This window comes from Qipengyuania sp. NPDC077563, from assembly GCF_044901345.1.
GTDB lineage: Bacteria > Pseudomonadota > Alphaproteobacteria > Sphingomonadales > Sphingomonadaceae > Qipengyuania > Qipengyuania aestuarii.
On sequence record NZ_JBJDPC010000002.1, the window covers coordinates 112,108 to 134,417 of the forward strand.

Sequence of the window (22,310 nt, forward strand, 5' to 3'; positions counted from 1 at the left end):
TTTTCTTACATGCGACAAGGCCTGTCCCTTGCCAACTCCCGACGGGGGTTTTAGGAATGGTGCCAAGCAAGGGAAAGCTGCCCAACAGTGGTAGCGGTAACATGGGAGGGGCTGAATGGCCGAGGCTACATCAAGCCGGACTGCGTCTGCAGATAGGCGGGATCTTTTTCTAAAATCTTTGTTGCGTGCGAGTGCTTCGGCATTTGTCGTGGCTGGGGCGGTTGCCGCGCCTGTTGCTCATGCGCAGGACAGTCAGCAGACGACTGAGGTCGAGGGCGCCGGCGGTCAACAGGTTGGTGCGGATCCCACGCTCGTGTCTGAAGACGTCATCGTCGTAACGGGCATCCGTCAATCGCTGGCCAATTCGCAGGACATCAAGCGAGACGCTGACACCATTGTCGATGCGATCACTGCCGAAGATATCGGAGCGTTACCCGACCGCTCAGTTACCGAGGCACTCCAACGCGTACCTGGCATTGCTATCAATCGTTTCGCTGGTTCGAACGATCCAGATCATTTTTCCGTCGAAGGCTCCGGTGTGGTCATTCGCGGGCTGAATTTCGTCCGCTCTGAATTCAACGGGCGCACTGCATTTGCGGCTGGTGTCGGCGGGCAGGCCTTGAACTTCGCCGACGTACCGTCCGAACTTCTCGGTTCGGTCATCGTGAATAAGAACGCGACCGCCGAAATGATAGAGGGCGGTCTGGCTGGGACGGTTAACCTAAACACTCGCAAGCCATTCGATCGCAACGGCTTCCACATCGGCTTCAGTGCAGAAGCCAATTACAGCGATTTCGTCGACAAGTGGTCTCCCACCGGTTCCGTCCTTGTAAGCAATACTTGGGACACCGATTCCGGCCGTTTCGGTCTTCTCGTAAGTGGCTCTTTTTCACAGGTGAAGAGCAGAGCCGACGGGATACAGGTCGCCAATTATCAGACGCGTGATGGCAAGCTTGTTGGTTTGGCAAACGAGTCCGACAGGTTCATCTGCCGCACTCGCCTTCCCACCGGTACTGACACAATGACCTTACCGCCTCCCGGGGCTGCTTGTGGAAATCTCGGTGCGGACGGTGCGGACGGATTTGCCGATTATGCGGATTACCGGGTTGCTCCGGTGGGCGCCCAGTTCCGTACCCAAGAGTTTGATCGAAAGCGTGATGGCGTGGCCGTCTCGGCGCAGTGGGAGAGCTTGGACGAACGTACCCTGTTCACTGCCGAATATATTCGTTCCCACACCACCAACGACTGGGGGGAGTATACTTACGAAGTTGCTCCCGACCTTTCGGAATATTCGACCTTTCCTATTGGTTGCCAGCAGAATTCAAATGGACCGCCAATTGTCGACAGCAATAATTCGGTCAATCCGGATGATGAAGTTCCGCCGCGGGCACAGTGCCCCGTCGGAGAATTCACTGATTATCTCTACGATGAAAATGGACTTTTCCAATCAGGCTACATCGTCGATGTCAGCGACGGCTGGCGCGGCGATCCGGCTCTTTCACCGTTTGTTCCTATCGGTGGCTCACAATACACGCTGGCACGCCGCCAGGTGGAAGAGGAAACGCTAAATCAGGATTTCAGCCTGAATCTCCAGCACCAGCTCACAGACCGAGCCCATCTCTCTCTCGACGCGCAATATGCAAAGTCGCATAAAGAGAATCTGGATTTCAGCGTTTTCGGATCGAATTTTGCCGACAACGAATTGGATGTATCGGGCGATTATCCGGTTGGCATCGTGCACAAACCTCAGTTTCTCGGGTACACTTGGTCAACGCCTGGTGATGATCTGGCGAATGCCAGCGAAGAGGAGTATTTTAACGATCCGCGCTTCCAATTCTGGCGTTCGGCGATGGATCACGCCGAAGATAGCGAAGGCGAACAGTTCGCATTTCAAGCGGACCTCGATTATGAATTTGGTGACGATGCTTTCATCCGGCGCGCCAAGTTCGGAGCGCGTTTTCAGGACCGGGACCAGACCGTCCGCTACTCAGAATATAATTGGGGTATGCTGAGCGAGGTCTGGTCCGGTGACCGCCCAGTCAATTTCGGCGATACGGTCGGAGACGGAAATCAAGAGCGCTACGAATTCCCGGACTTTTTCCGCGGCGAAGTTCCCGGTCCTCCGGGCGCCTTCTATTATAGTGGCGATCTGACCGGTGATTATCAGGATACGGTCGATTATCTTCTGACCATACAGGACCGCGCTCGCGCGCTCGGGGGTTCCCCCTCATGGAATCCCTTGGCGCAACGGCCCGGAGCAATCCCGGGTTCGCCATTCCTGCCCTCGGACATTCAGACTGTGAGCCAAGCCGACAGCGCGCTCTATGCCATGGTAAGTTTCGGCAGCGACGACCTGTTTGGAGATGTTCGCTTTTCGGGCAATGCGGGCGTTCGCTACGTTCACACATCGATACGCTCTGCAAGTTCGCGTGGTCCTGGCTCTGCCGCTTCGCTTGATATCGCCGATCCCTACGACGTTCGGTGCGCTCTCAGATCACGCCCGGAAGCTCTGGGAGGCGGAGAGGTACGTCCGGGCGGAATCTGCAATCTGACCGAGGGCCAATACAATGCCCTTCAGGCTTTCGCCGACGGCAGCTTCCGATACACTTCAATCACGAATGACTATGATTATTTCCTGCCGAGCGTGAATCTAAAGTTCGGCTTGACTGATGATCTTATTTTTCGCTTGGCCGGCTCGAAGGTCCTAACCCGACCCGAAAACAGCTACATTCGGAATTACTTCACTTCCAGCATCGATACATCCGGCAACCTAACCGGTACAGCCGGTGATCCTACGCTGCTGCCGGCTACCGCATGGCAATTCGATGCAACTCTCGAATGGTATTTCGCTCGCGTTGGCTCACTGACCTTGAATGGCTTCTACAAGTCCATCGACAACTTCTTCTTCCAGTCGGTCAGGCCTGAAACGATCAGCAATGCGAGTGGCGAAACGCGGGAGGTACTTGTCCGCGGTCCAGCGAATTTCGATGGAACGGGGAAGATCAAGGGCTTCGAAGTGGCTTATCAGCAAACCTTCGATTTCCTGCCAGAGCCGCTTGATGGTTTCGGCGTGCAGGCCAACTACACATTCATCGATAGTACGGGCCTGCCGAATACATTCCTCAATGGTGGAGAGGTGCCAGACCCTTCTACAATTCCCCCCGGCAATCTGCCGCTTGAGCAGTTGTCGAAGCATAACTACAACGTCGCTGGTTTCTATGAGAAGGGGCCAATTTCGTTGAGGGCTGCCTATAATTGGCGCTCACGCTTTCTTCTGACAGCTTCGGACGTGATCTTCCCTTACTACTCGATCTTCAATGAGCCTACGGGACAACTCGACGCTTCCGTATTCTTCAACGTAAGCGAGAATATCAAGATCGGCGCACAGGGTGTGAACCTGCTGAATGAAGTAACAAAGACCACCCAAGCTTATACGGGCGATCCATCTGATCTTGCACCCCGTTCCTACTTCATGAACGATCGACGGTTCTCGTTCATTATTCGCGGCAATTTCTAACCGCGAGGAAAATGCGAAAAAAAGCCGCGTCATCTGAGGGGATGGCGCGGCTTTTTCACCTCTATCTTTCTCAAGGCAAATGTTAGGCAGTTTAGCCTATCGTCTTTCATGAAGTGGCCGGGAGGTTAGCCGCCCGCCGTTTTCGGCGCGCAGCTTCATCTGAGGCTCGGAGGCGGCCTTAAAAGTCGAGCTGTTCGGCTATCGCGGTTCGCAGCGGCTTCACCTCATAATCCGAGCTATAGGGCGTACCGCGTACCTGCAGGCCATCGGGTCTTTCTGCTGGCTCGAAATACTGCAGCCAGTTGAACGTGTCGGTCATCCCCCAAGCGAGGATGTCATCGAGATGGTCGCCATACTCCAGCATGAGATCGAAATAGCGCCGCGAGAACTCGGCCACCTTCTGGTCGCGTTCCCGGACATTGGCGGGCAGGGCGCGGTCCTTGACGTCAAATTCGGTGATGAGCAGTCGCAGGCCCATTCCAGTCACCTCGTCCAGGAAACGCCGCCATTCGCGTTCCAGATATGGGCCCACACCGGTCGCGGGATCGATGGCGAAAATCTCAATATGCGACTGGATGCCGAGAGCATCGACCGGCGTGCCGCGCTTCACCATGCCTTCGAGGAAACGCAGCACATCGTCGCAGTGTTTGCGATGGTCAGGTTCCCAGCTCATGTAGTCGTTATAGACCAGCTGAGCGTCCGGCAGTTCTTCACGCGCGGTGTGGAAGGCCAGGTCGATGACTGCTTCGGGACTTCCCATGGCGCGGCTGAGACTTGTCTCGATCGGCGCGTTGCGATCGTGATCGATCGCTTCGTTGACCACATCATAGCTCTGTATCTGCCCGCGATAGCGGCGGGTGACGGCGCGGATGTGGTCCGTGAGCAGCCGTTCTGCCTCGGCCACCGGATTGGCACCGAAGTCATAGGTGTTGAGCCAGTCTGGAAACCACTGCGGCCGATGCCACAGCAGGGTATGGCCGCGAAGCGCCATTTCGTTCTGCTTCGCCCATGCCGCGATGGAATCCATCCGGGAGAAATCGAAAGCGTCGGGACCGGGCCGGACAGTCTGCCACTTCATCTCATTCTCTGGTACGACGATCCCGCATTCGGCCCGGATAAGGTCCATGTACCGTGCGTTCTGGATCGATCCCTGGTCGGTGCGTCCGGGCGTCGATGCGACCGCGCTGCCGAACCGGCGCCCGTTCTTGCGAGCAAGCTGGTCGAGGCTTGGTTTCGGATATGGCGACCCGTTTGCCGAACCGGCGCCCGGCTCGAGGACCGAACGCCCCGCATAGCTGGAAGCGCATCCGGCCAAGGGGATGGCCGCAAGGCCGGTAAGCGCATCGCGGCGGGTAAGGCGCAGGTCCCGAGGCATTGTCAGACGATCTCCACTAGTACTGAGTTGAGGTTTGCGGAGCTGTTACCAGCAGAGAGCTTTACCGGGCCCGGTTCGTTCACTTCTTCCATTTCCCTGTTCCAGAAAGCCAGCTGGCTTGGTGGGATGATAAAGGTCACCGTGCGGTTCTCCCCGGGCTTCAGCGTTAGGCGTTCGAAGCCCTTCAATTCCAGTACCGGCCGGGTGACTGACACGTCGGTGCGCGTAATGTACAGCTGAACCACCTCGTCGCCGGGATAGGTGCCGCTGTTCCGCACGTCGACAGCCACCTCTATCGCCTCATTCGCCCTGTAGGTTTTCTTGGCAGTTCGCGGGGCTGAAATCTCGAATTGCGTGTAGCTCAACCCGTGACCGAACGGGAACAGCGGGTCCTTGTTGTCGAACAGATACCCCCGCCGCGCGCTGGGCTTGTGATTGTAGAAATAGGGTATCTGCCCTTCGTTGCGCACCACCGTCACCGGGAGCTTGGCGCCGGGGTTCACCTTGCCGAGCAGAGCTTCGGCCACAGCAATCCCGCCTTCCTGGCCCGGATACCAGCATTCCAGAATGGCATCGGCCTTGTCGACCACGTTCGGCCAGCTGGGCGGCCGCCCGTTATAGGCAGTCACGATCAGCGGTTTGCCCAGAGCCGACAGGGCATCCACCAGTTCATTCTGTTCGCCGACGATGTCGATTTCGGTGCGGTCGCCCAGATGATCGGTCGCGAAGCCTTCGCGGCTGGTCTGTTCGGTGTCGCCAATTGCGAGAATGATCGTATCGGCGGACCTTGCAATTTCGACCGCCTCCTTGATCAGATCGAGGTTCTTTCTGCGATCGGCCAGTTCGATCAGATCCTGCGAGCGGTCTTCGCTGGTGGTAATGAAGACACCCTGCGCCGTGACGAAGTCCGCCTCCGGAGCGATGGTGCGAAGCCCCTCGATGAGGCTGATGGTTTGCTTCGGCACGCTGGAATATCCGCCGAGCCGCGCAATTGCGTGGTTGGGCCCGATCACTGCGACCCTGCCCATGCGCTGGCTGTCCAGCGGCAGTGCCGCGTCGCGATTTGTGAGTAGGCACAGAGATTTGCGCGCAGCTTCAAGCGCAAGCGAGCGCGCTTCCGCATTGCCGGTAATCTGCTCCGATTGCTGCCAGTCACCATAGGGGTTTTCGAACAGACCGGCCCGGAACTTGAGTGCCAGCATGCGGGCGCAGGCGACGTCGATCAATTCCATGGGCACACGTCCGGCGCGCACCGCGTCGGGCAGGGTTGCATAGGCCAGGCCTTCGGGGAGTTCGCTGTCCACACCCGCTTCGAGCGCCTGCCGCGCAGCGTCTTCCAGGCTGTCTGCCACGTGATGCAGGGTTTCCAGCTCATGGACGCCGCCGTAATCGCTCACGATCACGCCATCGAAGCCCCATTCGCCGCGAAGGACGTCGCCGAGCAGCCAGATATTGGCATGGCTGGGCAGGCCGTCGATCTCATTATAGCTGGGCATGACTGCGCCCACCGAAGTCCGACTGACAATCTGTCTGAATGGCGGGAAGAAATCTTCGCGCAGCTCGCGCTCTGAAATCTGGGCCGGGGATACGTTATTGCCTGCTTCGGGCTGGCCGTGACCGGTCATGTGTTTGAGCGTTGCAAAGACCTTGCCGTCACGCAGCTTCTCGAATTTGCCCGGACCTTGCAGACCTTCCACGGCTGCAACGCCCATCTCGCCGACCAGATAGGGGTCTTCGCCCCAGGTTTCCTCAATCCTGCCCCAGCGCGGATCGCGGACGATATCGACGACCGGCGACAGCACGAGCGGGACGCCGCGCGAACGCACCTCGCGCGCGACGACCGACTGCACCCGCTGCATCAGGTCAAGATCGAATGATCCGGCAAGACCGATCGCCTGCGGGAACATGGTGGCTTCGGTGGCCATGTAGCCGTGAAGAGATTCCTCATGCACGAGCACCGGAATGCCGAGCCGCGTGTCTTCCAGCGCCCAGCGCTGGAGAGCATTGATGAATTCGACCGTCTCGCGCGGCGTTCTCCATTTGGCTGCGGTGCCGCCTGCCGCACCCGAAATGCCGGGGACGCCCCGCTTGTCGCTTGGCCGGGTGACATGGCCGATCCCATCGGGAAAAGCCGCGCTGGCCTTGGCGGGGTTGAATTCCAGGGCGTCGATCATGTCGCCCTTGGCGGCCCAAGCCGTCCGGATCTGCGCCACTTTTTCGTCGAGCGTCATGCGCGCCAACAGATCGGCGACGCGAACCGAGATCGGCGCAGATGGATTTTTGTATTGCGCACCAGCCTGCGCGAAGGCTGCTGGGGTCTGCATGAAGGCGAGAGCCGAAAGGCTCCCGCCCGCAAGCAGCTTCATTGCACCTCTGCGGTGCGTAATCACGGGCGAACCGTGAGCGTTACTTCGGTCAGGTCTTCGGAATTGGGACCCACCATCAGGGTGAAATCACCCGGTTCGACCACGCGTTCCATATCGCGGTTCCACATCATGAAGGCGCGCGGTTCGATTGCTATATCGATCTGCCGCGTCTCGCCCGGCTGCAGCGTGATGCGCTGGAAGCCGACCAGTTCCTTCACCGGACGGGTGACCGAACTGATCTCGTCACGCAGGTATACCTGAACCACCTCGTCGCCAGCCATATCGCCGGTATTTGTAACCGGGACACGAACGGTCACGCCTTCACCCGCAGCGATGCTTTTGGCAGACAGAACCGGCGCACCGATTTCGAAGCTGGTGTAGGAGAGGCCGTAGCCGAAGGGATAGAGCGGCGTGACCTCGTCGAAGAGATAGCCGCGCCGCGCGCTTGGCTTGTAATTGTAGAAATTGGGAAGCTGGCCGACGTTGCGTGCCGTGGTGACCGGCATCTTGCCACCTGGATTGACCCGCCCGAAAAGCACATCGGCAATCGCCGTGCCCTGCTGTTCGCCGGCATACCAGGTTTCGAGGATCGCATCGGCCTGTTCGGCAACTGCAGGATAGCTCGGCGGACGCCCGTTGACGAGCACGGCGACGACTGGTTTCCCAAGTGCTTTCATCGCTTGAAAGAGTTCGTTCTGCTCGCCTACGAGATCGAGGCTGGTACGGTCACCCAGGTGGCCAGGGGCCCATCCTTCGCGGCTCGTCTTCTCGGTGTCGCCGATGAACAGCAGGATGGTATCGGCATTCTTAGCGACTTCCACCGCTTCGGCGATGCGGCGCCGGTTTTCCGCAGGATCGCCCAGTTCAACCTCGTCATCCCACCAGTCGTCATCGCCCTTGGTGATTTCGACACCGAGCGAATGCACGATATTCGCGCGGTCGCCGACCAGCGCACGGATGCCTTCGAGCGGTGTCACGCTGGCACGCGGTTCACCGTAATATCCGCCAAGCCGTGCGACGTCTGCATTCGGGCCGATCACGGCAATCGTAGGCTTGGTGCCACCAGCGTCCGGCAGGGCGAGGGGCAGCACGCCGTCATTCTTTAGCAGGACCAGCGACTGCGCCGCTGCCTTGCGCGCCAGAGCGACGCCTTCGGCACCGTTAGATTGCTTGGCGAGGGCAAGGTCCGGCCAAGGATTGTCGAACAGTCCGGCGTTGAACTTCATCGTCAGGAAGCGGCGGACGGCGGTGTCCAGCTGTTCCATCGAGACCTTGCCTTCGCGCACACTGGCCGCGAGATTTTCGAACCCGTCACCTTCGGGCAGATCGACGTCCACACCGGCTGTCAGAGCCAGCTCGCCGGCGGCCTTGTAATCGGGCACGATCTTGTGGAGGCGGGCCATGTCCTCGATAGCGTAATAGTCGCTGACGACAGCGCCTTGATATCCCCATTCGCCGCGCAAGACGTCGTTGAGCAGCCAGCTGTTGGAGTGTGAAGGGATGCCATCGATTTCATTGTAGCTCGCCATCACGGCGTCGATCGCCGTGCGGGTGACCACCTGTTCGAAGGGCGGGAAGAACATTTCCCGCAGCGTTCTTTCGCTGATCTGGGCAGGGCCGACATTGGTGCCGCTTTCGGGCTGTCCGTGGCCGGTCATATGCTTGAGCGTGGCCATGACCTGGCCATCGCGCAGCTTGCGGTCTGTGCCCACGCCGGTCAGGCCTTCGACCGAGGCTACGCCCATTTCGCCGACCAGATAGGGATCCTCGCCAAAGGTTTCCTCGATCCGGCCCCAACGCGCATCGCGCGCGACGTCGACCACTGGGGAGAGGACTAGGTGGACGCCGCGCGCGCGAACCTCGCCTGCAATGAGATCGTTTATCTCACGGATGAGATCGGGATTCCATGTGCTGGCGAGGCCAATTGACTGGGGAAAGGCTGTGGCATCCTTGGCTGCGAAGCCGTGGAGCGATTCTTCGTGAAACAGAATGGGGATACCCAGGCGGGTCTCTTCCATTGCCCACTTCTGGGCATCGACCACATATTGAATACTGTCTTCGATATTCCTGCGCGGGACCTGGCGCGGGCTGGAGGGGCCGAGACGGTCCGACGGCCGCGCAATCTGGCCGATGCCATCGGGGAAGCGGCGGGCGGCCTTGGCAGGATCGAAATCGTCGCCCTGACCCTGGATTTCACCCTTGCTGTCCCAGATCGTAATGATCTGCGCGACTTTTTCGTCCAGTGTCATGCGGGCGAGAAGGTCCTCTACCCGTTGAGCGACCGGCAAGCTGCTATCCCAATAGGGAGCATCCGCCATCGATCGTTCGACCGCGACTTCCTGGGCCATGGCCGGAGTGATGGATGTAAGCTGGAGCGCTGCCAGGCAGACCCCCATTGCGAGCGCGCTTCGCTTGATTCGACGCATGATCTTGTCTCTCTCCCGTGGGGCGACTTGACTGCCGCCATCGTTGTGGTAGCGCTACCATGATGAGAGGGAGAAGGCTTGTCAACTGGCTTGGGCGCCTGTTTGCGCCAATGGTGGCGTGCAGCGCTGTAGCGGTGCCTGCTTATGCCGAAGATGGATATGATATGTGGCTGCGTTATGCACCGCTGGAGGGGGAGGCGCTGTCCGATCTGCAGGCCGATTCTCCGTTCGCGACGCTGGCCGAGGGTGGCAGATCGAGCCCCACTTTAGAAATCGCGCTGGAAGAGCTTTCACGCGGCTTTGCGGGACTTCAGGGCTCGGGCGCGCGCGCAGCCAATGGTTCGCCGGTCAAGGTCGAGCTGGACTGCGGTGAGACGGTCGGCACGGGCGAGGGCGGGTATCGGCTGAGCCCCGTTGCGGATGACCCGCGAAGAGCGTTTCTCATCGCCGCCGAGGACCATCTTGGATGCCTCTACGGCAGCTTTGCTCTCCTGCGCGAATTGAACACGGGCAAGCGACTTGCCGATATTGCGATAGGTCAGGCACCCGCCATGCCGCTGCGCATGCTCAATCACTGGGACAATCCCGACGGGCATGTGGAGCGCGGCTATGCTGGGCGGTCGATCTTCGACTGGTGGCATCTGCCTGAACGGCTCGACCAGCGGATGATCGATTACGCCCGCGCCAATGCCTCGCTCGGCATCAACGGCGTGGTGGTCAACAACGTCAACGCGAAGTCCTTCATGCTGGAGCCGCGCTATATTGCCAAGCTTGAACGGCTTGCCGATACCTGGCGGCCTTACGGCATTCGCGTCTATCTGTCGGCCCGGTTCAGTGCGCCCCGCGATATCGGCGGGCTGGACACGGCCGATCCGCTCGATCCGGCGGTTCGGGCCTGGTGGCATGCGAAGGCCGACGAAATCTACACCGCAATCCCGGACTTCGGCGGTTTCCTCGTGAAAGCGAACAGTGAAGGGCAGCCGGGGCCGCAGGACTATGGCCGCACCCATGCCGATGGGGCCAATATGCTCGCCGCGGCGATCGGCGATCGGGGGACGGTCATCTGGCGGGCATTCGTCTATTCCGCGGAAGACGAGGCCGACCGGGCCAAGCAGGCCTATGAGGAATTCGTGCCGCTGGACGGACAGTTCGCCGACAATGTGATCGTTCAGGTCAAGAACGGTCCGGTCGATTTTCAGCCCCGCGAACCTTTCCATCCGATGTTCGGCGCCATGCCGAACACCCGGTTGATGCTCGAAGCGCAGATCACCAAGGAATATCTCGGCTTCGCGAGCCATCTCGCCTATCTGGCGCCGCTGTGGAAGGAAGTGCTGGACGCCGACACCGGGCGCGGCGGAACGGTTGCCGAGGTGGTCGCCCCGGTCGGCATCGCCGGGGTTGCAAATACGGGATCCGATCGCAATTGGACCGGATCGCATTTCGATCAGGCAAACTGGTATGCATTCGGGCGGCTCGCGTGGAACCCGGCACTGACCAGCGAAGAAATCGCCGGCGAGTGGGCGGCGCAGACCTTCACGCGCGATCCGGCTGCGGTCGAGGCAATCACATCGATGATGCTGGATAGCCGCGAGGCTGTGGTCAGCTATATGACTCCGCTCGGCCTCGCGCATCAGATGGACACCGGCCACCATTACGGCCCGGGCCCATGGGTCTGCGATCTGGCGCGGCCCGAATGGAACCCCTGCTACTACCATCAGGCGGACCGGTCGGGCATTGGTTTTGATCGCACTGCGAGCGGTTCGGATGCTCTTTCACAATACGCGCCGCAGGTGGCTGCCCAATGGGCGGACCCGGCTACGATCGATCCGCATTATCTGCTCTGGTTCCACCACGTGGCATGGGACGACACGCTGCCGAGCGGGCGCACCGTGTGGCAGGAACTGGTTCGCGAATATGACCGCGGCGTCACTGCGGTCGATACGATGGCCGGGCAATGGGCCGGCCTGCGCGGAGCGATCGACGCCGAACGCCACCGTGCCGTGTCTGAAAGCCTCGCGATCCAGCAGCATGAGGCGCGCTGGTGGCGCGATGCCTCTATCGCTTATTGGCAATCGCTCAACGGGCTGGAGATGCCGCAAGGTGCGTCCCCGCCTGCCGAAACGCTCGAAGCTTATAAAGGCCGGAGTTTCCCGGAAGCCCCCGGACAGTGATGCCCCTTGCCGATCTTGCGGGCATGGCTTTAAGGCTGGTGCCATGAATGCAACCCAAGGGACAGCCGCCAGCGGACGCAAGCGCAACACGCGGCGCAACAACACCGCCCCCACCATCGCCGATGTGGCCCGCGAAGCGCAATGTTCGCCGATGACTGTCAGCCGGGTGATCAACGGGGAAGAAAACGTCCGCGATCACACGCGCGACACCGTTCTCGCCGCGATCAAGAAGCTCAACTACGTGCCCAATCGTGCGGCACGATCGCTTGCCGGTGGGTCTCAGCTCAGGATTGCCTTGCTGTTCGACAATCCCTCGGCATCCTATCTCAGCGAATTCTTGATGGGGGCGCTGGAAGAAGCCAGTCGGCGCGACATCTATCTGGTCGTTCAGAGCCAGGAAACCGTGGTCCAGAGTAGCGAACTGGTGCGCAAGCTGATCGAAGGCGGCATCAGCGGTTTCATTCTGCCACCCCCGCTGTGCGATGATCAGCGCGTGCTCGACCTGATCGAGGAAGCGGGGGCGATTGCCGTCGCGGTCGGCCCTGGCAAGGCGCGCGGATCCTATGGCTCGGTCCTGATCGACGAATATCAGGCGGCTTTCGATATGACCCGCCATATCATCGGCCTGGGGCACGAACGGATCGGTTTCATTATCGGCAACCCCGAACAGGTGGCCAGCGGTCGCCGCCTTCAGGGCTACCGCGAGGCGATGGAACAGGCCGGGCTCACGGTCGATGAAGGGCTGATCGCACAAGGCCAGTTTACTTATCGCTCGGGCATGGTGGCTGCCGAAAAATTGCTGGGTGCGAGCAATCCGCCGACCGCGATCTTCGCCTCCAACGACGACATGGCAGCTGCCACCGTGGCCATGGCGCACCGCCGCCATCTCGACGTGCCGAACGACATCACGGTCTGCGGCTTCGACGATACCGAACTTGCCCGGTCGATCTGGCCGGAACTCACCACGATCCGCCAGCCCATTCGCGAAATGACCGCGCAGGCCGTGGTGCTGATTTCTCAGGCTCACAAGAAATCGGGCCGTCCCTCGCGCGGCAAGAGCGAACAGATCCTGCTGCCCTACGAACTCATCCGCCGTAATTCCGATGCCGGGCCAAGCCTCGCATCATCCTTCAATCCAAAGGGCGAGAAGCCATGACAGAGCGCAGTGGCGCCAAATTGAGATCGCGTGACTGGTTCGACAACCATGAACGCATGGACATGACCGCTCTCTATCTCGAGCGGTTCATGAATTACGGTGTCACTCCGGAAGAATTGCGCAGCGGCAAGCCGATCATCGGCATCGCGCAAAGCGGCAGCGATCTTTCGCCCTGCAACCGCATCCATCTGGAACTGGCCAAGCGCACGCGCGACGGCATTCGCGATGCAGGCGGTATCCCGATCGAATTTCCCGTCCATCCCATCTTCGAAAACTGCCGCCGCCCCACAGCCGCGCTCGACCGCAATCTGCTCTACCTCGGGCTGGTCGAACTGCTGAACGGCTATCCGATCGACGGTGTGGTGCTGACCACCGGCTGCGACAAGACCACACCAAGCCAGATCATGGCCGCATCGACGGTCGACATCCCGGCAATCGTCCTCAGCGGCGGCCCGATGCTCGACGGCTGGCACGAGGGCGAGCTGGTCGGCAGCGGCACGGTGATCTGGCGTAGCCGCCGCAAGCTGGCGGCGGGCGAGATTACCGAGGAGGAATTCCTCAACCGCGCGACCTCCAGCGCGCCGAGCGCGGGGCATTGCAATTCGATGGGCACTGCCAGCACGATGAACGCGGTGGCCGAAACGCTGGGCCTCAGCCTCACCGGCTGCGCCGCGATACCCGCGCCCTATCGCGAGCGCGGGCAGGTCGCCTACCGGACCGGGCGGCGGATTGTGGAAATGGTGCACGAGGATCTCAAACCCTCCGACATCCTGACGCACGATGCCTTCCTCAATGCGGTCGCCGCAGTCAGCGTGCTCGGCGGATCGTCCAATGCGCAGCCGCATATCCAGGCGATGGCGGCACATGCGGGCGTGCGGCTGGAGCCGAGCGTGTGGCAGGACCACGGATACGACCTGCCGCTGCTGCTCAACATGCAGCCCGCCGGCGAATATCTGGGTGAGCGGTTCCACCGCGCAGGCGGCGTTCCCGCCGTGCTGTGGGAATTGCTCGAAGCGGGCTTGCTCAAGGGCGACGTGCGCACCTGCACCGGCGCCACGATGGCGGAAAATCTTGCGGGCCGCGAAACGAAGGATCGCGAGATGATCCGCCCCTTTGCCGATCCGCTGATGGAGAAGGCCGGCTTCCTCGTCCTGTCGGGCAATCTCTTCGACTTCGGCATCCTCAAGACTTCGGTCATCTCGGATGAGTTCCGCGCTCGCTATCTCTCCCGCCCCGGCCACGAAGGCGTGTTCGAAGCGCGCGCCATCGTGTTCGACGGGTCGGACGATTATCACCACCGGATCAACGACCCCGATCTCAACATCGACGAGGACTGCATTCTGGTCATCCGCGGATCGGGTGTGATCGGCTGGCCGGGCAGTGCCGAGGTGGTGAACATGCAGCCGCCTGACGCGCTGATCCGCGCGGGCACGCAGTGGCTGCCGACGCTGGGCGACGGCCGGCAGTCGGGCACTAGCGACAGCCCCTCGATCCTCAATATCTCGCCTGAAAGCGCGGTGGGCGGCGGGCTCGCCTGGCTGCGCACCGGCGATATCATCCGCGTCGATCTCAACGAAGGTACCTGCAATTCCGACGTCGAGGAAGCGGAGATCGAACGGCGGCTGGCCGAAGAGAGCATTCCGGAAACGCCTGCCCACAACACGCCGTGGGAAGAACTTTTCCGTGAAAAGACCGGCCAGCTGGGTGAGGGCGGCGTGATGGATTTCGCGCTGAAATATCGCGGCACGTCGAGGAAACTGCCGCGCCACAATCACTGATGGCGCCGGGCAGGCTGTGCCGTGCGCTCAGCCTGCCTCTATCCGCATCGCCACCGAAATAGCGCAGCCTGCCGGGACGCTGGGCACGGACACGCTGGCGCGGTTGAGCGCGTCGGGCGGGTGGTTCACCGGCTCGAGACACAGTTCATTCGATCGGGGCGGCGAAAAGACATGCAGGAGGGGCGCGCCCGATGCCTGAATGGTAATGGTCCCCTGATCGTCGGCGATGGCGGCGTTGCCCTTCCAGCCTGTGAAGCAGTGATCGACCAGCGTTTCGGGCAACGCGCTGCCCTTGGACCAATCGGCGAATGCGCACGCCGGATGCGCCGTGCCATCGGGCAGGAATTCCGCGTCGATGCCAAGCATCTCGTCGGCCTCGAAGCGGACCTGTGTGGTCGCAGAGCGGCGGAAATAGGGGTGCAGGCCAAGCCCCAACGGTGCGGCGTCGCTGGCACAGTTTTCAACCTGAAGCGCGATGGTGCAGCCTTCCTCGTCCAGCACGATGTGCTGCCGGGCAAGATAGGACCACGGCCATTCGCCGCCTCCCTCATAGGCATGCTCCAGTACGGCGGAGCCAGCGGCTTGGCGGGTCACCGTCCAGGCTGACTTCCACCCCAGCCCGTGCAGGGGATGCCGCTGCGGTGCCATGTTCGGGCTGATCCGCACCTGTCGGTCGCCGAAAGCGAAGTTCCCATCGGCAATGCGATTGCAATAGGGCACAAGTGGGAAGCAGGCGGATCCCAGCACCTCATCCGGTTGCGCAGGCATTTCGCGCAAGATCGGCAGGTCGCCGCGAGACAGGCCGGCAAGGCAGCCGCCGGTCTGCGGCCGAATCACGGCCTTCCACAGCCCCGCCGTCAGAGTGATTTCAGCCATCGGCGATCCTTGACTTTCGCTCTGCTTGCCTGTCGCAGCTCACTCTCGAGCCAGTGGCCTAATCGGTGATGGCAAGTTCGAAGCCGGGGATCGCATCGCCATTGCCGTCATAAAGGTTCACCACCGGCGCGTCGGCCCAGGCATAGCGCACTCTGGTCGCGGGCGTTTGAGCTTCAACCGGGATCACCATGCGATCACCCATCAGTTCGGGCTGGACGAAACGGCAGCTTTCCTGCGTCTCGCCGCACAGCTCGACGCCGAGCGCCGCTGTGCCGCCATAGGCCACCAGCGCGCCGTCGACCCCGCTGAACCGCACTGTCACGCTGCCGCCTTCGCGCTTCGCGCTCGCGGGCATGGGCGTCTTCTGACCCATGAAGGCATGCGCCAGTCGGCGGCCCAGCGTGTTCTTGTTGGCGGGATGGATATCTCCCGGCTCGCCAAGGTCGATTGCCGTGACCAGCGCGGCATCCCTGGCCGCCATGACGGCATCGAGCTGTTCCTGCCGCAAGTCGGCCCAGCTCGAAGGGCCGGGCTGCGACTGGCGCTGGCCGAAATTGGCAAGCTGGACGACCAGCATTCTGGCCTGATCGCCGAACTGGGTGCGCCAGCCCGAAAACAGCCCGCCGAGCCGCTTGTCGTAATCTGCCTGGCCGGCATCGGATTCGCCCTGATACCAGGCGACCGCTGCCAGCCGCATCGGGCCGAGCGGGGCGATCATGGCGTTATGCATCACGCCGGCCCCGGCATTGGCATCCCACGGCGCGCGTGGTGGCACGTCCTGGAACGGCGCGACGGAATATTCCCAGTCTGTCCCCAGCGGAATGGCTTCGCCGCCATCGCCGGGGGTGAAGAACAACCGCTCCGGCCCGGCGAAGAAGCCGCCCATGTCCCAGGCGTTGTTGGCGGCGATCAGGATCTCGTTCTCGCCAGCTTTCAGCACTTCGCCGGGCACGCGATAGCTGCGCTCGACGCCCCAGCCGAAGGTGTAACCGACCGGCTGGCCATTGACGAAGGTGAGGTCGAGATCGTCGATCGCGCCGATGGACAGCTCGCCGCCCCGGGCGGCCTGTTCCTCGGTCAGCGTCAGCGTCTGGCGCAGCCACACATTGGCGCGCGGTTCGGTGTCGAGCCCAGTACCCGTCCATTCGTTCCAGAAGGAAAAGGCGGGGATCGGCGCCCAATCGAGCTGCGCGCTGTCGCGCCACGGTTCGCGGCCATTGTCCTGCTCGCGCCACCAGTCCATCCAGCGCGGTGCGAAGCTCTGCGTGGCGCGATAGGGATCGTCGGCATAGGCATGGAGCAGGGAAAGCGTGTCCGCGCCGTAAAGGTCTTCCACCGCCGCGGGGGAAAGCCAGGCGCGGGCCGCGCTGCCGCCCCAGTTGGAATGGATCAGGCCCACGGGAATGTCGGGACGCTCGGCGCGCAGGGTCTTGCCCATGTAGAAACAGGCGGCGGAGAAGTCTGCCACTGTCTCGCGTTCGGCGGCATGCCAGGCGACGGGGAAGGAGAAACGGTCCTGCGGCACGGCGGCCGTGCTCTGCGGAATTTTCAAGAGGCGGATGCCGTCATCGGCCGCGCGGCCAAGCTGGTTGCCCGCGTCGAGCGCGCGGGTGACGGGCAGTTCCATGTTCGACTGGCCCGAACACAGGATCACGTCGCCGATCAGGATATTGCCGACCTGCGCCGTGCCGTCCGGATCAGTCAGCGTAAGCGTTACCGGGCGGGTGCTGGCCGCGCGGGCGGGGAGGGTGACGGTGAAGGCGCCATCCGCATCTGCGCGGGCGCTGAAGCTGGTGTCTCCGAGTACGGCGGTGACTGTCGCCCCCGGCCTGGCAGTCCCGGCAATCGCGATGGGGTGCCCCTGCTGGAGGACCATGCCGTCGCCATAGGCGGGGCCCAGCACCGGCGCAGCGCTGGCCGCGGCGGAAAGAGCGGCGAGGGCGCTGCCGAGTAGGAGGCGCTTCATCCCAGCTTGACCCGCGTTTGCGCAAATCCGGCAACCGGCGCGGCGAAGGCGAACAGGCTGCCCGCCGCGGGATATTTCTCCATATCGGCGGGCTCCATGTTCTTCGTCGCGCTGGTGACATAGGCGGTGCGCAGATCGGCGCCGCCGAACGCCATCTTGGTCACGTCGCGCGCAGGGATGTCGATAGTGGTATCGAGCTTGCCATCGGGATCGAAGCGGGCGACCTTGCTGCCGAGATAGAGCCCGGTCCACACATAGCCTTCCGCATCGACCACGGGGCCGTCGGGATAGGCATCGGGGAACAGCGCCCCCGTATCGGCGAAGGGCCGCGCTTCGCCCACCCCGCGCGGCGACAGGTCGGCGACCATGATTTTCTGTTCGCTGGTATTGGTGAAATAGATCCGGTCCCCGGCCGCATTGACCGCCGGGCCGTTGGTGATGGTGATGCCCTCCGGCCCCGCCGCGCGGATATCGCCGCGGTCGAAGACGTAGAACTTGCCCGAGGCATTGGCTTCCCCGTCATCCATCGATCCGAACCACACGCGGCCCCACGGGTCGGTGCAGGCATCGTTGAGCCGGTTGGTCGCCGGTTCGCCGGGCACGCTGCCCAGCTTTTCGAACGAGGCGGTTTCGGGATCGAACAGGTAGAGGCCATCCTTCAACCCGCACAGCAATTTGCCGGTTTCCGCAGGGATCGCCCAACCGATCTGCTCGGGCGCCTCGGCATAGGAATTGCTGCCGTTTGCCGGATCGAAATGCCACAGCCGGTGCCGCTTGATATCGACGAACCACACCACCTGGCGCTGGGCATCCCACAGGACCCCTTCGCCCAGCTTCGTTTCTGCGGGAAGTACTGCCTTCACATCGGCCATCAGCGCCATCCTCCATCAACCCAGTAATTATGCGCGGTGCAATAACGCGCGTCGTCCGAAGCCAGGAACAGGATCATGGCCGCGATGTCGACCGGCTGCAGCCGCCCGTCGAGGCATTGCGCCGCCACGATTTCCGCTTCGCCTTCGGGCGTATACCATTTCATCTGGCGCGGCGTCTGGACATTGCCGGGGATCACGGTGTTGACCCGGATATTGTCCCGGCCCAGCTCGCGCGCCAGGCTGCGCGTCAGCCCTTCGATCGCCGCCTTGGCGGTCTGGTAGATGGTGAGATCGGGCAGGCCGAGATGCCAGCTGATCGACCCCATGTTGACGATGGACCCGCCGCCGTTCTTCTTCAGATGCGGCACCACCGCCTGCGCGGCGAAGAACTGGTGCTTCAGATTGACCGACATGCTCTGGTCCCAATAGGCCGAGCTTACCTCTTCGACCGAATGGCGATCGTCATTGGCGGCGTTGTTCACCAGCACATCGCACCCGCCCAGATGGGCGACGATATCCTCGATCTTGGCTGCATACCCGTCGCAATCGGTAATATCGCACTGCACGAAATGGGGCGCGATTTCAGCGTCCGGAGCTAGGCGCTCCACCAGCTCGCGGCCCGGTTCTTCCATGATATCGACGAAAGCGACCGCCGCGCCCTGGCGCACGAAACCTTCCACGATCCCTTCGCCAATGCCCGAAGCGCCGCCGCTGACGATGACTTTTCGCCCGCGAAGGCTCGGGTATACGGCGCTTTGCGCAGTGTTGCGGGGCTCTGCATTCATGGTAATTCTATCCTCGTCCCGAGCGGCGGCGTGCAATTCTTTCCGGCACGCGGCGCTTTAAATTTTGTCGATGAGTCCGCGTCCGGCCAGATTCCGCGCGAAGGCGGCAAAGCCCATCTCCCACGGCGCGGCATCGCGCGATGTGGTGACCGTGTTCTGCAGCGTGCCGATCCGGTCGGACTGGATGGTGACCTTGTCACCGATCTTGTGGGTGAAGCCCGCGCCTTCCTCGTCGCGGTCCTGCGTCGGCGCGAACAGCGTGCCGCAGAACAGGACGAAGCCATCGGGATAATGATGTTCGGACAGGCACTGGCTGACGAGATCGAGCGGATCGCGGCTGATCTGGGCCATGATATTGGTACCTTCGAGCCGGTAGCCGTCCGGCCCTTCGATGGTCAGATCGACATTGGCCGAGCGCACGTCGTCGATGGTGAAATTCTCGTCGAACAGGCGGATGAAGGGGCCGATCGAACAGCTGGCCGTATTGTCCTTGGCCTTCGACAGCAGCAGCGCCGAACGGCCTTCGAAATCGCGCAGATTGACGTCATTGCCCAGCGCGGCGCCGACCACTTCGCCGTGCGAATCGCAGGCCAGCACCACTTCGGGTTCGGGATTGTTCCAGCTGGAATCGGAGCGCACGCCGATTTCGGCGCCATGGCCCACCGTGGACAGCACGGGCGACTTGGAAAAGATTTCCGCGTCCGGCCCGATCGCCACTTCGAGATATTGGGACCACATGCCCTCTTCGATCAGCGCGGCTTTGAGCTGCATCGCCTCCTCGCTGCCGGGGACGACCGAGCGGATGCCCGAACCGACCTTGCCTTCCAGCTGGGCGCGGATTTCGGATGCCGCCGCCGCATCGCCGCGCGCCTGTTCCTCGATCACGCGTTCGATGGCGGACAGGGCGAAGGTGACGCCGGCGGCCTTGATGCATTGCAGGTCAACGGGGGAAAGCAGGCTCCAGCCTTCGGGCAGGCCATCGCTCACCGGGCCGATCAGCATGCCGCCATCGAATGCACGCCGGGCAATGGCGCCCGAAGTGGTGGCGACCCGGGCGGTGAGATCGTAAAGCTTGCCCTGTTCGATCAGGATGACGCAGGGTCCATCGGGCGTATCGGCCCGGCCCAGGAAACGCCCGCGCTCGTAATCGGCTGGCAGGCTGTCGGAAATATTGTCGGCCATGTTCTGGCTCTTGCCCTCCCTTGTGATAGCGCTACCATAAGCAGGAGACCGCGCGGTAACAAGCCCCATCGCGGCCAATGGAGGGAGAGATATGACGATTATCAGCAAAACCGCTTTGCTTAGCTGCGCAGCGGCCCTGTTGCCCGCTGGAATGCCGATTCAGGCCCAAGAGCAGGGGCCGGGGCAGGGACAGGCGAATTCCACCGCCAGCTTCGATTACATGGAATATCGGGCGGTGAATGAAGCCGCCGATGCACCCGCGGGCAGCTATCGCAATCCGGTGATCCCCGGCTTCCATCCCGATCCGTCGATCGTGCGGGTGGGGGACAATTTCTATGCCGTCACATCCACTTTCAGCTGGTTTCCCGGCTTGCCAATTCTCCACAGCACCGATCTGGTGAACTGGACGCTGATCGGCAATGCGATCGACCGGCCCGGCCAGATGGATTTCAGCGGGCTGGGCACCAATCGCGGGCTGTTCGCCCCGGCGATCACGCATCACGATGGCAAGTTCTGGATCGTCAACACCTGCATCGAATGCGGCGACAATTTCGTGATCACCGCCGAAGATCCGGCCGGTCCGTGGAGTGATCCGACCTGGCTCGATTTTGGCGGGATCGACCCTTCGCTCTATTTCGCGGAGGATGGCACGGCCTGGATCGTCTATAACGACGCCCCGCCTACAGAGCCGCGCTACGAAGGGCATCGCGCGATCTGGATGCAGCAATTCGACGCGGAGAATATGCAGGTGCTGCCCGAACGCACGCTGCTGGTCGATGGCGGGGTCGATCCCTCCACCAATCCGATCTGGGCCGAAGGGCCGCACATCTATCATGTCGATGGCTGGTATTACCTGCTGACCGCGGAAGGCGGCACGGCAGAACAGCATTCGCAGACCATCTACCGCTCGCGCGAATTGCAGGGGCCTTACACGCCGGGCGATTTCAACCCGATCCTGACCCAGCGCGATCTGCCTGCGGACCGGCCCGACCGGGTGGAGGCCACGGGCCATGCCGATATCGTGCAGCTGGACGATGGCAGCTGGTGGGGCGTCTTCCTCGCCACGCGTCCCTTCGAAGGGCAGTCGACCCTGCTCGGCCGTGAGACTTTCCTGCTGCCGCTGGAATGGAAGGATGGCTGGCCGCGCTTCCTCGACCGGGGCGAAGCCGTGCCGTTCGTCGGCAAGCGGCCCAATCTGCCGCAGGGCAGGGGCACCGACTGGTCGCACTGGCGCGATGATTTTTCCGCGCCGCTGTCCGATGAATGGATCGGCATCCGCAATCCCCAGGCCGAGCAGGCGCTGCTGGTTGGCGATGGCAGCCTGCACGTGATTTCCGGCAGTGATGCCGCGGGCAGTCTGGGCAAGCCCGCCTTCACGGGTCGCCGGATGCGCCACCCTTCGGCCGATTTCACCACCAGCGTGGATTTCGATCCCGGTTCTTCCAATGATTTCGCCGGGCTGCTGGCCTTCATGGATGAAAACCATTTCCTCGCCTTCGGGCAGGAAGGAGACCGGCTGGTGGTGCGGCTGCGCACCGATGCCGGGCAGGAAGAGCAGGGCGCGCTGGCGGCCTCGCAGGACCTGGGCACGGACGGGCCGATCGAACTGAAGCTGGCGATCCGCGAAGGCACGGCGCAGGCGTTCTGGCGCGCGAAGGGCGCCTCGCGGTGGCAGGAAGTGGGTGAGGGGGTGAATGTCGAACCGCTCGCCTCGGTCCATGCCGGGCTGTTCACCGGGCTGGTCGTCGGGCCCTATGCCTATTCCAAGCCCTGAGCGGACATAAAAAAGGGCGCGCTGCGAAGCGCGCCCGTTCGGGGGCGTCCGGCTGCTGGGCCGGGC

At 62.2% G+C, this 22,310-nt stretch carries 13 protein-coding genes; 5 read left to right on the forward strand and 8 right to left on the reverse strand.

What is annotated here, in order from left to right; genetic code table 11:
- Positions 1 to 115: 115 nt before the first annotated feature.
- Entirely contained in the window at positions 116 to 3,517 is a 3,402-nt protein-coding gene (locus tag ACI2I1_RS06295) for a TonB-dependent receptor (RefSeq protein WP_404678425.1), read from the forward strand.
- 178 nt (positions 3,518 to 3,695) lie between these two features.
- Here ACI2I1_RS06295 and ACI2I1_RS06300 read toward each other — a convergent pair whose 3' ends face one another.
- The 3 genes from ACI2I1_RS06300 to ACI2I1_RS06310 are packed head-to-tail and all read right to left on the reverse strand — an operon-like array spanning position 3,696 to position 9,684.
- Positions 3,696 to 4,892, reverse strand: a complete 1,197-nt coding sequence (locus ACI2I1_RS06300; protein WP_404678426.1) for an endo-1,4-beta-xylanase — start codon at positions 4,890 to 4,892, stop codon at positions 3,696 to 3,698.
- Positions 4,893 to 4,894: 2 nt separating this feature from the next.
- Positions 4,895 to 7,258: a glycoside hydrolase family 3 N-terminal domain-containing protein gene (locus ACI2I1_RS06305; RefSeq protein WP_404678427.1), complete on the reverse strand. Its 2,364-nt coding sequence runs from the start codon at positions 7,256 to 7,258 to the stop codon at positions 4,895 to 4,897.
- 20 nt (positions 7,259 to 7,278) lie between these two features.
- Complete coding sequence (locus ACI2I1_RS06310; protein ID WP_404678428.1) at positions 7,279 to 9,684, reverse strand: glycoside hydrolase family 3 N-terminal domain-containing protein; 2,406 nt, start codon at positions 9,682 to 9,684, stop codon at positions 7,279 to 7,281.
- Positions 9,685 to 9,794: 110 nt separating this feature from the next.
- Here ACI2I1_RS06310 and ACI2I1_RS06315 point away from each other — a divergent pair, with 110 nt between their 5' ends.
- The 3 genes from ACI2I1_RS06315 to ACI2I1_RS06325 are packed head-to-tail and all read left to right on the forward strand — an operon-like array spanning position 9,795 to position 14,789.
- Positions 9,795 to 11,855, forward strand: a complete 2,061-nt coding sequence (locus ACI2I1_RS06315) for an alpha-glucuronidase family glycosyl hydrolase (protein ID WP_404678429.1) — start codon at positions 9,795 to 9,797, stop codon at positions 11,853 to 11,855.
- A 43-nt stretch (positions 11,856 to 11,898) separates the two neighbouring features.
- Positions 11,899 to 13,011, forward strand: a complete 1,113-nt coding sequence (locus ACI2I1_RS06320) for a LacI family DNA-binding transcriptional regulator (protein ID WP_221542173.1) — start codon at positions 11,899 to 11,901, stop codon at positions 13,009 to 13,011.
- Positions 13,008 to 14,789, forward strand: a complete 1,782-nt coding sequence (locus tag ACI2I1_RS06325) for an IlvD/Edd family dehydratase (protein WP_404678430.1) — start codon at positions 13,008 to 13,010, stop codon at positions 14,787 to 14,789. Before ACI2I1_RS06320 ends, ACI2I1_RS06325 begins: the two co-directional genes overlap by 4 nt.
- Before the next feature lie 27 nt (positions 14,790 to 14,816).
- Here ACI2I1_RS06325 and ACI2I1_RS06330 read toward each other — a convergent pair whose 3' ends face one another.
- From ACI2I1_RS06330 to ACI2I1_RS06350, 5 genes are read right to left on the reverse strand one after another with little or no spacing between them, the layout of a single operon-like run.
- Entirely contained in the window at positions 14,817 to 15,665 is an 849-nt protein-coding gene (locus tag ACI2I1_RS06330) for an aldose 1-epimerase (RefSeq protein ID WP_404678431.1), read from the reverse strand.
- Between the two features lie 58 nt (positions 15,666 to 15,723).
- Positions 15,724 to 17,631, reverse strand: coding sequence for a sialate O-acetylesterase (locus ACI2I1_RS06335; RefSeq protein ID WP_404678432.1), 1,908 nt, complete (start codon positions 17,629 to 17,631; stop codon positions 15,724 to 15,726).
- A complete protein-coding gene (locus ACI2I1_RS06340; RefSeq protein WP_404678433.1) occupies positions 17,628 to 18,503 on the reverse strand; it encodes an SMP-30/gluconolactonase/LRE family protein in 876 nt (291 codons plus the stop codon). The genes ACI2I1_RS06335 and ACI2I1_RS06340 overlap by 4 nt, the downstream gene beginning before the upstream one ends.
- Positions 18,503 to 19,288 (reverse strand): SDR family NAD(P)-dependent oxidoreductase, encoded by a 786-nt coding sequence (locus ACI2I1_RS06345; RefSeq protein WP_404678434.1) that lies wholly within the window; start codon positions 19,286 to 19,288, stop codon positions 18,503 to 18,505. The genes ACI2I1_RS06340 and ACI2I1_RS06345 overlap by 1 nt, the downstream gene beginning before the upstream one ends.
- Positions 19,289 to 19,345: 57 nt before the next feature.
- Entirely contained in the window at positions 19,346 to 20,470 is a 1,125-nt protein-coding gene (locus tag ACI2I1_RS06350) for a fumarylacetoacetate hydrolase family protein (protein ID WP_404678435.1), read from the reverse strand.
- A gap of 151 nt (positions 20,471 to 20,621) precedes the next feature.
- Between ACI2I1_RS06350 and ACI2I1_RS06355 the strand changes: the two genes are divergently transcribed.
- Positions 20,622 to 22,244, forward strand: a complete 1,623-nt coding sequence (locus ACI2I1_RS06355) for a glycoside hydrolase family 43 protein (RefSeq protein ID WP_404678436.1) — start codon at positions 20,622 to 20,624, stop codon at positions 22,242 to 22,244.
- The last annotated feature ends 66 nt before the right edge of the window (positions 22,245 to 22,310 follow it).

Coding starts and splice junctions, on each gene's coding strand:
- ACI2I1_RS06295 (WP_404678425.1), top strand. CDS start 116: ATGGCCGAGGCTACATCAAGCCGGACTGCGTCTGCAGATAGGCGGGAT.
- ACI2I1_RS06300 (WP_404678426.1), bottom strand. CDS start 4,892: ATGCCTCGGGACCTGCGCCTTACCCGCCGCGATGCGCTTACCGGCCTT.
- ACI2I1_RS06305 (WP_404678427.1), bottom strand. CDS start 7,258: ATGAAGCTGCTTGCGGGCGGGAGCCTTTCGGCTCTCGCCTTCATGCAG.
- ACI2I1_RS06310 (WP_404678428.1), bottom strand. CDS start 9,684: ATGCGTCGAATCAAGCGAAGCGCGCTCGCAATGGGGGTCTGCCTGGCA.
- ACI2I1_RS06315 (WP_404678429.1), top strand. CDS start 9,795: ATGGTGGCGTGCAGCGCTGTAGCGGTGCCTGCTTATGCCGAAGATGGA.
- ACI2I1_RS06320 (WP_221542173.1), top strand. CDS start 11,899: ATGAATGCAACCCAAGGGACAGCCGCCAGCGGACGCAAGCGCAACACG.
- ACI2I1_RS06325 (WP_404678430.1), top strand. CDS start 13,008: ATGACAGAGCGCAGTGGCGCCAAATTGAGATCGCGTGACTGGTTCGAC.
- ACI2I1_RS06330 (WP_404678431.1), bottom strand. CDS start 15,665: ATGGCTGAAATCACTCTGACGGCGGGGCTGTGGAAGGCCGTGATTCGG.
- ACI2I1_RS06335 (WP_404678432.1), bottom strand. CDS start 17,631: ATGAAGCGCCTCCTACTCGGCAGCGCCCTCGCCGCTCTTTCCGCCGCG.
- ACI2I1_RS06340 (WP_404678433.1), bottom strand. CDS start 18,503: ATGGCCGATGTGAAGGCAGTACTTCCCGCAGAAACGAAGCTGGGCGAA.
- ACI2I1_RS06345 (WP_404678434.1), bottom strand. CDS start 19,288: ATGAATGCAGAGCCCCGCAACACTGCGCAAAGCGCCGTATACCCGAGC.
- ACI2I1_RS06350 (WP_404678435.1), bottom strand. CDS start 20,470: ATGGCCGACAATATTTCCGACAGCCTGCCAGCCGATTACGAGCGCGGG.
- ACI2I1_RS06355 (WP_404678436.1), top strand. CDS start 20,622: ATGCCGATTCAGGCCCAAGAGCAGGGGCCGGGGCAGGGACAGGCGAAT.